The 12,051-nt window shown below is 57.4% G+C and carries 12 protein-coding genes; 10 read left to right on the forward strand and 2 right to left on the reverse strand.

Annotated elements, in window-relative coordinates; genetic code table 11:
- The first annotated feature begins 16 nt into the window (after positions 1–16).
- Entirely contained in the window at positions 17–1,159 is a 1,143-nt protein-coding gene (locus ACTNDJ_RS04865) for a PDDEXK nuclease domain-containing protein (RefSeq protein ID WP_441048764.1), read from the forward strand.
- A 218-nt stretch (positions 1,160–1,377) separates the two neighbouring features.
- On the opposite strand, the gene ACTNDJ_RS04870 is transcribed toward ACTNDJ_RS04865, so the two are convergent.
- Positions 1,378–1,722 carry a hypothetical protein gene (locus ACTNDJ_RS04870; protein WP_441063244.1) on the reverse strand — a complete coding sequence of 115 codons (345 nt, stop codon included), beginning with the start codon at positions 1,720–1,722 and terminating at the stop codon, positions 1,378–1,380.
- 251 nt (positions 1,723–1,973) lie between these two features.
- On the opposite strand from ACTNDJ_RS04870, the gene ACTNDJ_RS04875 reads away from it, so the two are divergent.
- Positions 1,974–3,362 (forward strand): glycoside hydrolase family 1 protein, encoded by a 1,389-nt coding sequence (locus tag ACTNDJ_RS04875; RefSeq protein WP_161155933.1) that lies wholly within the window; start codon positions 1,974–1,976, stop codon positions 3,360–3,362.
- Between the two features lie 20 nt (positions 3,363–3,382).
- Here ACTNDJ_RS04875 and ACTNDJ_RS04880 read toward each other — a convergent pair whose 3' ends face one another.
- Positions 3,383–4,204, reverse strand: coding sequence for a MurR/RpiR family transcriptional regulator (locus ACTNDJ_RS04880; protein ID WP_441048763.1), 822 nt, complete (start codon positions 4,202–4,204; stop codon positions 3,383–3,385).
- A gap of 288 nt (positions 4,205–4,492) precedes the next feature.
- Between ACTNDJ_RS04880 and ACTNDJ_RS04885 the strand changes: the two genes are divergently transcribed.
- The 8 genes from ACTNDJ_RS04885 (at position 4,493) to ACTNDJ_RS04920 (ending at position 12,021) form a co-directional block, all read left to right on the forward strand.
- Positions 4,493–5,260 (forward strand): ChbG/HpnK family deacetylase, encoded by a 768-nt coding sequence (locus tag ACTNDJ_RS04885; RefSeq protein WP_441048762.1) that lies wholly within the window; start codon positions 4,493–4,495, stop codon positions 5,258–5,260.
- Positions 5,261–5,414: 154 nt separating this feature from the next.
- Positions 5,415–6,707, forward strand: a complete 1,293-nt coding sequence (locus ACTNDJ_RS04890; protein WP_441048761.1) for a PTS sugar transporter subunit IIC — start codon at positions 5,415–5,417, stop codon at positions 6,705–6,707.
- Between the two features lie 48 nt (positions 6,708–6,755).
- Positions 6,756–7,052 (forward strand): PTS sugar transporter subunit IIB, encoded by a 297-nt coding sequence (locus ACTNDJ_RS04895; RefSeq protein WP_089572594.1) that lies wholly within the window; start codon positions 6,756–6,758, stop codon positions 7,050–7,052.
- 2 nt (positions 7,053–7,054) lie between these two features.
- Positions 7,055–7,396, forward strand: a complete 342-nt coding sequence (locus ACTNDJ_RS04900; RefSeq protein ID WP_089572593.1) for a PTS lactose/cellobiose transporter subunit IIA — start codon at positions 7,055–7,057, stop codon at positions 7,394–7,396.
- A gap of 85 nt (positions 7,397–7,481) precedes the next feature.
- The gene (locus ACTNDJ_RS04905) at positions 7,482–8,969 is read left to right on the forward strand and encodes a glycoside hydrolase family 1 protein (RefSeq protein WP_441048760.1); all 1,488 of its coding nucleotides are present in this window, start codon (positions 7,482–7,484) and stop codon (positions 8,967–8,969) included.
- Between the two features lie 24 nt (positions 8,970–8,993).
- Entirely contained in the window at positions 8,994–9,902 is a 909-nt protein-coding gene (locus ACTNDJ_RS04910; protein WP_089572591.1) for an ROK family protein, read from the forward strand.
- A 613-nt stretch (positions 9,903–10,515) separates the two neighbouring features.
- Complete coding sequence (gene purE, locus ACTNDJ_RS04915; RefSeq protein WP_441048759.1) at positions 10,516–10,980, forward strand: 5-(carboxyamino)imidazole ribonucleotide mutase; 465 nt, start codon at positions 10,516–10,518, stop codon at positions 10,978–10,980.
- A 36-nt stretch (positions 10,981–11,016) separates the two neighbouring features.
- Positions 11,017–12,021 carry a class B sortase gene (locus ACTNDJ_RS04920; protein ID WP_441048758.1) on the forward strand — a complete coding sequence of 335 codons (1,005 nt, stop codon included), beginning with the start codon at positions 11,017–11,019 and terminating at the stop codon, positions 12,019–12,021.
- The last annotated feature ends 30 nt before the right edge of the window (positions 12,022–12,051 follow it).

Below are 12,051 nucleotides of genomic sequence, written 5' to 3' on the forward strand. Positions count from 1 at the left end.
AGAAGAGGAGGACGCCATGATGTCAGAGATTACGGGCTATCGTGAGGAAGTTCAGACCATCAAGACGGCGATATTGCGTGCGCAGTATGCTGCGGCGAAGAGCGCCAACGCTCAGCAGCTGCAGCTCTATTTCGCCGTGGGAGGCTACGTCTCCGCCAACACGCGCAATGGCACGTGGGGAACCAACGCGCTCAAAACCATCAGCGAACAATTGCGGAAGGAGCTGCCAGGACTCAGGGGTTTCTCCACAACAAGTCTCAAATATATGCGAATCTTCTTTGAAGCTTGGTCTGCTCCGGGCGATGAACAGGCGTTTCTCGATTCGTCACTCGTGAGTGACGAATCTTCAGACGGTGGCCTTCTGCAAATTCGTCACTTGCAAGTGCCGAATTCAAACACATGTTCTCTCGATGATTTTTTAGCGATTGGGTTTACCCATCATCGGTATATCCTTGCAGGTGCTAAGACCCTTGACGAGCGGCTCTTCTACATTCACAAGTGCGCATTTGAGCACTTAAGTGTGGAGGCGCTCAAACGCTCGCTGAAGGCGGACGACTTTCATCATCAAGGAGAGGTCTCCAACAACTTCCTCTCAACGCTGCCAAAGGGTCAGCAGGCGCTGCGCGCTATCGCCACGTTCAAGGACGAGTATCTGCTCGACTTTATCAATGTTGAGGAACTCGGGGTGCGCGATGCGGAGGATGTCGACGAGCGCGTGTTAGAGCAAGGCATCGTGCAGAATATCAAGCAGTTCATCATGACGTTCGGTCGAGCCTTCGCGTTTGTGGGAAACCAGTACCATCTCGACGCCTTTGGCATCGATCAGTACGTCGACCTCCTGTTCTTCAACCGCGACCTCAACTGTTTAGTTGCAGTCGAGCTCAAGAGCGGCCCCTTCAAGCCGGCCTATCTCGGCCAGCTCTCTGGCTATCTACGCATCCTGGACGACTTTGAGCGTCGCGAGCACGAGAATCCCTCCATAGGCCTTGTGCTTTGCAAAGACATGGACAAGGGATTTGTTGACTATGTGATCCAAGACTTCACAAAACCCATGGGTGTGGCCACCTATAAGACGTCGAAGGATATGCCACGAAAGTTGCTCGATGCTCTGCCGCCCATCGATGACTTACGGATGTTGCTGGAGAGGTCTGATGGGTAGCGGTAGGAATTGTTCGGTGTTAGAAGCTTATTTCGCTTATGGCCTTGAGCTTTGCCGATGAGCATGGGGTGGGGAACGTATCAAGGAAGAGTTTGTCATGCAATGAGTATGACAAACTCTGCCTGGAGGAGAGGATACTTCCATGGCAATTGTCCACCGCAATGCTCTCAAGCATGGTTTGTCTGAGAGGGAGGTTCTAGATAATGACTGAGTACAAACTAGCTGATGGATCGGTCCTGACAGACGAAGACATCGAGCGCGAGAGCGTAGAGTTTGAGCAAGAGACTTGGACGGGTCGTCTTGAGCGCATCCATGTCAGGCCTGGCGTTGTTGCTGATGAGCCGCTTGTTGCAGTTACCGTGCGCTTTCCGGCATCCATGGTGGTGGCAATCGACCGAAAGACGGGGGATCGATCCGATTTTATTCGGCGGGCCGTTTTCCCTGCGCTGTAGTAACGTTGCGTCTCCTAAATCGACCTTGGTTTCGTCGAGGAGGTAGATCTTGAGGATGAGGTGTCCTGCTTCGGTGAACCCGTTCTCGAAGACGGGCAGCGCGCGCGACACGGACTACCGCGACCTCCTGACCTTCCGCGACGGGGAGTAGCGGCTTGGCGGTGTGCGGCGCCGGCACGTGACGGTGGCGGGCATGAGGCTTGGCCTTCGCGACGGCATGTTCTTTAGAGTTTGCGGTGCATGATGGCACGGCCGTTTTCAAATCGTGAAACATTGCCCGGGAATGAGTAACAGGCTTTGGTTCGTACATCCGTTATAACGGGAGTTGCAAGAAGTGACATCCGTGACGAGAGGTTGAACTCATGACTCAGCACCGGTTTCCCGAAGGTTTCCTCTGGGGTGCTTCCACCAGCGCTTTTCAGGTTGAGGGTGGGTATGATGAAGGAGGCAAAGGTCCGGCAACCACCGATCGCGGCCCGGGGCGTCCCGGCATCGCCGATAACAAGATCGCCTCGGACCACTATCATCACTGGCGTGAGGATGTCGACCTCATGGCCGAGCTCGGCATCAAGGTCTACCGGATGGGTTTCGCTTGGAGCCGCATCATGCCCGATGCCTCGGGGGATCCCAATCCTGAGGGCTTGGCGTTTTATGACCAGCTGATTGACTACCTGCTGGAGCGAGGGATCGAGCCCTTGGTCACCCTGTATCACTTCGAATGTCCGAGTGCGTTGGTCGAGGCCTTCGGCGGCTGGAAGAGCCGTAAGATGATCGACTTCTATGTGCGCTATGCCGAAATCTGCTTCACGCACTTCAAGGGGCGCGTCAAGCGCTGGGTTACCGTGAATGAACAGCTAATTGCGACCTCCGCGCCCAGCAACACGGGTGACACCGAAACCGATCCGCGCCAACGGCAGAAGAACGCCTACCAGATGAGCTATCATGTCGCTCTTGCCGAGCATCGCGCCATCGCGTGCCTGCGACAGATCGACCCCGATGCGCAGATCGGCCCCGTTGTCGCCATGCAGGTGGTCAACCCGCGGACGAGCGCTTCGGCGGATGTGCTTGCGGCCATGAACGCCGAGGAGATGATGCAGAACTACCTGCTCGACCTGAGTGTGCGCGGCGACATCTCGCCTTATGCGCGCTATTACCTGGAGCGCGAAGGTTTCTACCCTGTTGTTGAGTGCGGGGACCACGACATCCTGGTCGCGACGAGGCCCGATTTTCTTGGGGTGAACTACTATTTCAGCAATTGTGCGCATGAGCGCACGGAGCCCATCCGCTTCGACCGGTTCCCTCCGTGGTCGGGCGGGGATTTCGAACTCTGCGATAACCCTGCGATCGCGCCGACCGAGTGGATGTCGAACGGCATCGACCCCCTTGGGCTTCGCGTGGGCATGCGCAAGCTCTACGATCGCTACCAGCTTCCGATGATCGTCACGGAGAACGGCATGGCGCTTTCCGAGTCACTTGACGAGGAGAACAGGGTGCATGATGCCGTGCGCATCGAATACCTTTCACGACATTTGGGCGAGGTCGAGGAGCTCATTCGCGAAGGCTATCCCGTCTTCGGCTACTGCGTTTGGAGCCTCATGGATCTATGCTCAAGTCATCAGGGGTTCACTAAGCGCTACGGCCTTCTGTATGTCGATCGCACGGAAACCGATGCGAAGCAATGCGCTCGTTTCAGGAAGGACAGCTTCTTCTGGTATCAGGACGTGATTAGAGAAAACGGCTTGCCCTGCTGAGCGTCGGTGGTCCGACGAGATTACTCGCCAGTACCGGAATCGGCTCCATAACGCCTCAGGTATTCCATGACTATCAAGTCGATGGCGGCAAGCGCACCGAACTTGCCCGTGTCGATGTTGTTGGTCACTCCGCAGTTCAGTATGCAGGAGGCATGGTTCCAGTAGGCGCTTGAGGTGTTTTGTGTGATGGCGAGAAGACGACAGCCGGAGGCGGCGAGTGCGTTGACGATTTCTGGATAACGAATGGGGTATGTTCCCCCTATGCTGCAAATGATGGCGAGGCTGGATTTGGTGAGCGATTGCGCGCAGGCGAGCTGCGATGAATAATCGAGGTAAAGCTCGATGGGGCGGTTCATGATGGTGAGCCTGCTTTGGAAGTAGCGGCCCACGTCCCAGAGGAAGTGGTGGGAGAAGAACGCGACATGCCCGCTGTCGTGCAAATCATCGACAATGGCGGGCAGTTTCGCGATGTTTGCCGCCGAGATGGTCGTTTCGATATTGAGCAGGATCGCCTCCCGGTAGGATGCCAGAGCGCCTTCCGTGTCATTTGACAGCTGTTCTACAAAGGCATGTGGAAACAACCCGGTTTTGAGGACGTCATGTTCAAGCTGGTTGCGCAGGTCCTTGAAATCAGCGAAACCCATAAACCGGCAGAATCGCGACACTGAAGCCTTCGAGACGAAGCACATGTCGGCGATTTCTCCAATCGAGAGCTCGCTCAGCTTGCTGTAGTTTTTCACCAGCGTGGTCGCTATCTCGTAGTTGGTGTCGTGCTGCATTGCAGTGTCGATGTAGTCAAGCAACCGTTCGGCAACCGATCCCATCGAGATGGATTTTTCCATGATGGCTGTCCCCTTTATGTTCAGTGGCCCGAATAAGAGGGCCTCATTTGACCAAACTATAGCTCAAACATGCCGGTATTCCTGCGGAGTTTCACGTTATGAAACTCGCGTAGCCATCTCGCAACCTTGTGGCACAGCATGTAACCGATTTTGGATATAGCCGGCGTCATACTTAATGCAAGAAGAGACGACGAAGCTTGCCGCCCCGCCGGAACACGGCATCGGCTCTACACAGGGCATCGCTTCGTTGCTTTGCCGCTCGACGAGATATCGGTTGAGGAGGATCGGATGAAGCGGTTATTGCTGCGCGCCGACGATTTAGGTTACAGCGACGGTGTTAATTGCGGGATAGCGGCCGCGGTCCAAGCGGGGCTCATTCGCTCGGTGGGCGTCATGACCAACATGCCGCTTGCAGAAAGCGGTTTGGCGCGCCTGCAAATCAAGGATCTCTGCTTGGGTCAGCACACCAATATCTGCACGGGTAGGCCCCTCAGCGATTCCGCGCTCATCTCGAGCATCGTTGACGATGATGGCAATTTCAAGCGGAGCTCAGCATATCGCGCCGCCGCGCGGGCTGGGGAGGACTTCGTGGTGCTTGACGAGGTCATTATCGAAATCGAGGCGCAGTATCGGCGATTCCTTGAGCTCGTCGGGCGTGAGCCCGATTACTTCGAGGGACATGCGGTCGCAAGCCCCATGTTCTTCCGCGGCCTTGAGATCGTTGCCGAGCGTCACGGCCTGCCCTATTTCGCGATGGGTGCTCCGGGCGAGCCAGTCACCTTTCGCTCGACGCCGGTGCTTTCCTATGTTCCCAAGGATTTCTCGTCATATGAAGCGGATCCCTTTGCGGCGCTTCGAGAGGCGCTTGAAACGACACCGGAAGGGATATGCCGTCTCATGGTGTTTCACCCAGGTTATATCGACGCGTACTTGCGAGATAACTCGACCATGCTCGAGGCCCGCATCCGGGAAGCCGCGATGCTTGTCGACCCTGATGTCGCCGCATGGCTTGCAGAGCAGGACGTGGGGCTCGTGACGTACGCGGACCTGACGTAAGCGTCCGCTGGGGCAATCTCGCCAATTCACGTTGAATGGCGTACTGCCTGAAGCACGTCGTTGTGATTTTGAAGAGAGGTGGATGCGCTATCTAGAGGGGAAGATGCCGCACACGGGCATCGATAGAGTTCACTGCAAAGATTGGAGCTGAAACATGGCGGTATTCGACAAGATCCAAAACATAATGGATAAGACAATCGCACCTGTGGCAAGCAAGGTTGCTGACAGCAAGATGCTCGACGCCCTCATGGGCGGCATGATGTGCACGCTGCCCATGACCCTTGGCGTCTCGGTTATCGCGATTCTCATCAACTTCCCCATTCCGGGGTTCTCCGATTGGGTGGTTTCGAGCGGTCTCATGGCGACCGGCAACTCCATCCTCACCGTTACCATGAACATGATGGGTATATACATCTCCTTCTTCATCGGTTTGAGGTGGGGTAAGGTATGCGGCCTTAGCGGTTATACCGGTGGCATCGTGAGCGGCGCGGTGTTTTTGGCATTCATGCCGCAGCAATCGTTCGAGGATATTCCCATGGCGAGTTTCATCAACACGTCGTACATGGGATCGAACGGCGTCTTCGTCGCCATTCTGCTTGGCCTGATCGTGCCGAAGGTGACAGCCATTTTGATGAGCAAGCTTGAAATCAAGCTCCCCGATATGGTTCCGCCCATGGTTGCAGACTCGCTGTCGCCGATGTTTGCCGCCATCGTGCTATTCACTGCGGTGTGGTTCGCCAAGTGGGGTCTTTCTTTCACCCCGTGGGGCAACCTGTTCGATATGATCAACACCTTGATCGGCACGCCGGTCACGATGGTCGGTGCCTCTCCTTTGGCCTATATCATCGTGTGCTCGCTGCAGTCGATCTTCTGGTTCTTCGGTGTCCACCCCAACGTGATGCTCAACTTCTACGCTCCGGTAATCATGGCTTGCAGCGCTGCTAACACCGAGGCCATCATCGCGGGCGAGGCACTGCCCTATGGCGCTTGGGCCGTCGTCGCGCTCGGCACCGCCATCGGTGGCCAGGCTAACGCCCTGGGCATCAGCATCTCGCTGCTCTTCACCAAGTCCGAGCGCTTCAAGGCGATTCGCGGCATCGCGCTTGTTCCGTCGCTTTTCAATATCTCCGAGCCGCTCATGTTCGGTCTGCCGGTCGTGCTGAATCCCACGTACTTCATCCCGTTCGTGCTGAACATCCCGGTCTGCGCCATCGTGGTCCAGGCGCTTTACGCCTTCGGTCTTGGGGCTGCGTTCAATCCCACGATTCAGCTTCCCTGGGTGCTTCCCCAGCCGGTCATCGCATTCATGCAGGGCGGCATCGGGTGCCTGGTGATCTCGGTTGCGGTTTTGGCGGTGTCGGTGCTCATGTATACCCCCTTCACCCTTATGGCTGATCGCCAGGCGTTGCGAGAGGAGCAGGCCGCTCTCGAGGAATCGGCCGCATAGGGATTTTCATATTCACACCATCATTTTCCATGAGGTTGGGAGCGTAGGATGAAACATATCGTACTTATGTGCGCCGCGGGCGCTTCGACGAGCATGCTGGTACAGCGCATGCAACAGGCGGCTGAAAAAGACGGTTTCGTGTGCACCATCGAGGCGCACCCTGTCAACCAAGCGGCGGAATATGCGGATAGCGACGTTATCCTGCTGGGACCGCAGGTTCGCTTTGAACTCAACAAGGTGAAGAATCAAGTGAACTGTCCGGTGGAGCCGATTGATATGACAGCGTATGGGACAATGAACGGCGAGGCCGTGCTCAAACAGGCTCGAAAGTTGCTGGGGGCATAGCCATGTCAGAGATCAAACAAGAAGCGATCGATCAGTTTGAAATGACGTGCTTCTCTATCGTCGCTCAGGTGGGGAGCGCGCGCAGCTGCTACCTCGAAGCGATAACCTGTGCCGAGAATGGTGATTTTGAGGCCGCCCGGAAACTTATCGACGAGGGCAACGTGGTGTTCAACGCAGGCCACGACGCTCACATGAAACTGCTTCAGCAAGAGGCCAGCGGCGAGGAGCTGCCGTTTCGCATCATCTTGCTGCATGCGGAGGATCAGCTCATGAGCGCTGAGGGCTTCCGTATCCTTGCCGAGCGCTTCATCACGGTCTATCAACGCATGGGTGCAAGCGCCTAACTGATTATCTGACGGGAAGCCGGGACTGCCATGCAGCCCGTCTTCCCGTTTCATGAAGATGTTTTCACGATCGAGGAGGTACCCAATGGCATTTCCGGAAGGTTTCCTGTGGGGTGGCGCCACCGCCGCCAACCAGTATGAGGGCGGCTGGGAAGAGGGCGGCAAAGGACCGAACACCTCGGACGCCATGACCAGCGGTAGCCATACGGTGTCACGGCAGATAACGTGGCGTAATACCGCGACAGGGGAAACCGGCGCGCTTCCCGTGTATGCGGTTTGCGAGAAGGGACTTCCTGAAGGGCTGGAGGTGGCGGTGGTTGATGGCTACTACTATCCCAGCCACACGGCCACCGACTTCTACCACCACTACGCCGAGGACATCGCCCTCATGGGCGAGATGGGCTTCAAGTGCTTCCGCCTGTCCATGAACTGGGCGCGCATCTTCCCCACGGGCGAGGAGGCTGAGCCCAACACCGAGGGTCTAGCGTTCTACGACGCCGTGTTTGACGAGTGCGCTAAGTACGGCATCGAACCGCTCGTGACGCTCTCGCACTACGAGACCCCGCTCGCGCTCGTGAACAAGTACGGCGGTTGGAAGAGCCGCGAGCTCATCGACCTGTTCGTGCGCTACGCCACCTGCGTCATGAAGCACTATCAGGGCAAGGTGAAGTACTGGCTCACCTTCAACGAGATCAACATGATGAGCATGGGGAGCTTCATGGCGGGCGGGCTTACGGATGGGAGCCCCCATGCGAAGGCCCAGGCGGCGCACAACCAGTTCGTGGCGTCTGCCCTTACGGTTCGGTCGGCGCACCAAATCTCCCCTAAGATCATGGTGGGTCAGATGCTCGCGTACAACCCCATCTACTCCTATTCCGCCGACCCCGCCGATCATCTGCTCGCCATGGAACGCGAGCGTGACGCGCTGTGGTATGCCGACGTGCAGGTGGGCGGCCACTATCCCGCCTATCGCTTGAGGGAGATGGAGCGCGCGGGCATCAAGCTGGAAATGGGCGAGAACGACCTCGAGCTTCTCGCAACCTATCCGGCAGATTTCCTGTCGTTCTCGTGCTACGGAGGCTCGACGGTATCGTTGCGCCAGAAGGAGCTCGAGGTCGCGTCCGGCAATCTCGCTTTCGGCATGGTGAAAAACCCCTACCTCGAGACCAACGCCTGGGGCTGGGCGACCGATCCGTACTGCCTGCGCATCGCCTTGAACGAGCTCTACGACCGCTATCACAAGCCGCTTTGGATCGTGGAGAACGGTATCGGCTGGAGCGACGAGGTGAAGGCCGACGGCTCCATCCATGACGGCTACCGCATCGACTACCTGCGCAAGAACATCCAGAGCATGGAGGATGCCGTGGAACTCGACGGCGTGGACCTCATGGGCTACACCATGTGGGGCTGCATCGACCTGGTCAGCGCCGGCACGGGCGAGATGCGCAAGCGCTACGGCTTCGTCTACGTCGACCGCGACGACGAGGGCAAGGGCACGCTCGCGCGCAGCCGCAAGGACAGCTTCTATTGGTACAAGAAGGTCATCGAGAGCAACGGCGAGGACCTAGACTAACCCTATGGGACAGGGGATAAGATTATGGACTGCTATTTCGGTATAGATGCGGGCGGCACTCAGGTGAAATGGGCGGTGGTGAACGCCGACTACCACATTGAGGAGCACGGAAGTATCCCAACATGCACCTCGCCCGCCGACCAGGTTATCGAAACGTTCCGCTCGGTGATCGAGCCCCATCGCGCCCGGGTGAGGGGTGTGGGAATAAGTATGCCCGGAGTCTTTTCCGAAGGCGATTCCGATGGCGTGGTTGGGGGAGGCGGCGCCCTTCACTGTTTGGACGGATATCCGCTCGGTCGCATCTTGCGCGAGAGCACGGGGCTTCCCGTAACCATCGAGAACGATGCGATGTGCGCGGCACTGGGAGAATATGCCGTCGGCGCGCTGAAGGGGGTCTCCCTGGGGTTGATGGTGGTGATCGGTACGGGTCTCGGCGGTGCCATCGTTGTTGACGGTCACATCTTGCGAGGCGCGCACAATCTCGCCGGCACCGTGTGCTTTGTGAGCAACGATGTGCGCAAGCCCGTGACCTTTGGGTCGGTGTACGGTGATGTCACCAGCTGGCGGGCGCTCCGAGACCAGGTGTGTGCGGCGAAGGGGATTGATCCGACCGATGATATCGACGGATATCGGATTTTCTCCTGGATTGAAGAGGGGGATGAGGACGCTCGTCGCGGTCTGGATGCATACGCGTTGGTCTTCGACAACATGCTGATGGGGTTGCAGTCGGTCATCGACCCTGAGGTCATCGTGGTCGGCGGCGGAATCAGCGCCCGTCCCGAGCTGTTTGAGGCATTTGAGCGCATGATGGATCAGGCTCACGTTCTTCCCATCATACCGAGGCCCTGCATCAAGCCAGCACAGAACGGCAACGATGCCAATTTGCTTGGCGCTGTGCGCACGCTGCGCCGCTCGCTTGGCGAGTGCGATTGATTGGCGGCTGGGGGCCCGACTCGCGGCCTCCTGTCCTAAAAAAAGAGTATGGGCTCCTTCGTTCATTCGAACGAAGGAGCCCACGTTTTGTAAGGGGCCTCCTGGCGAATTTTCATTCGCCAGGAGGCCTTTTGCTGTTGATCGAGAATGTCGCTGGACAGTTAGTTCAGATACGTATTTTTCAGAGGGTGTGTAAAGGCCGACCTGAGCCCGATTGGGCTGAATTTGACTTTCTGAACCGGTGGAGACGCTCATATAAGGGGGAGAAAGGTTGTCATGGGGCTCAAAGTGACTTCAAACCACTCTATTAGCGCTAAGAAGCACGGCCAAAAAATACGTATCTGAACTAACTGTCCACAACCCTCCGCAACCCTTTCATTCCAACCCAAATCAGCCAACGTACGTCATGGCAATCCCCGGTAGGTCGAAGCTGCTCTGCGGCGGCCCGGTGTTTTCATCTTCGCCCCGGTTGCTACGCAAAGTCGTTCAGATGAAAACACCGGGCCGCCGCAGAGCACCAACAGACCGCAGGGACGGGAGCAGCTATACTACTCTCAGTAGTTAAGGGTCGCGGATTGGCCGCGTCACCGCTCTCAACAGGAGGTCTTTGTTTATGGCAGATCAAAAGCCGGTTGTCGGGATCATCATGGGTTCCAAGTCCGATCTGGGCGTTATGGAAGGCTGCACCGCCGAGCTCGAGGCGCTCGGTGTGCCCTATGAGCTCGTGATTGCCAGCGCGCATCGTACGCCGGCGAAGGTCCACGAGTGGGCTTCGACTGCCGCCGGCCGTGGCATCAAGGTGATTATCGCCGCAGCCGGCAAGGCCGCGCATCTGGGCGGTGTCGTGGCTGCCTTTACGCCGCTGCCGGTTATCGGCGTGCCTATGAAGACGAGTGATCTGGGCGGCATGGATTCGCTCCTGTCGATGGTGCAGATGCCTTCGGGCGTGCCTGTGGCATGCGTTGCCATCAACGGCGCCAAGAACGCCGCCATCTACGCCACGCAGATTCTGGGTGCTTGCGATCCCGAGTATCGCGCAATTATCGAGAAGATGAAGCAGGAGATGGCTGACGCTTAAGCGGCTTGCCGTTCCGTTGTAATCATAGGGAGAGTCATGTCCGACTATCAGGGAAAACGTTTCTCGGCTTCTCAGATCCCCGATCCATCCAAGTCGGGATCGGCCCGCTCCATGCAGCAGGGTCGGGCATCCTCTCCTCAACAGGCTCGTGCGCCGCGCCCCGTAACGCCGACGTCCCATCGCCGTCAGGATACGCCGGCTGCGTTTCGCCCCTCGTCATATGGCACGGCAAAGAAGCAGGCCCGGTCGACGAGGCAACCGAGCGGCGCTCCGTCCAGCTACACCGAGCCGCCGCGTAAGAAGCGCCGCTCCATCATCCCCATTCTGCTCATCATCGTGGGCATCGGTCTGATCGTTGCCGCTGCCGCCATCTTTATCAATGCACAGATTGGCTACAAGCAGGCGAGCGATTCGTACCAAAAGATCGAGAAGCAGTACGTGAGCGATAAGGATGCGAGCGGCGTGCCGATTGTCGATTTTGACGCTCTTGCTAAGGCAAATCCCGAGATCGTGGGATGGATTTATGTGCCGGATACCAACATCAACTATCCCGTGGTGCAGGCCAAGGACAACTCTAAATACCTCAACACGCTGTTTGACGGTACGTCCAATGCATCGGGTGCGATTTTCTTGGACTTCGAAGATGTCGCGCCGGGCATGGTGGACCAGCAGACGACAATCTACGGCCACCATATGAACGACGGATCGATGTTTAATGTGATCTCGGACACCACCGACCAGGCGACGTTCGACAGCATCGAGTACGTGTACTACATCACGCGCGATGACACGTATAAGCTGAGACCGCTGGCGACCAAGGTGGTTGAGGATACGTACTCCAAGGCGCGCGCGACCAACTTTGAGGGCGACGACGGGCTGACGAATTATCTGTCCGAGATGCTTGACGGTGCCTCTGCCGTGGCGAGCGATGCCACCGATCGTGCCGCTTCGGCAACTAAGGTCGTAACACTTGTGACCTGCCGCTCACTGTCATTTAGCAATACGCGCGCCGTCATGGTACTCACGCCGGTCGAGGAATAAGCGGTTCGAGAGTAGCTAATTTGGGACGGG

It is taken from the genome of Collinsella sp. HCP3S3_D1, from assembly GCF_052064015.1.
Taxonomy (GTDB): Bacteria; Actinomycetota; Coriobacteriia; order Coriobacteriales; family Coriobacteriaceae; genus Collinsella.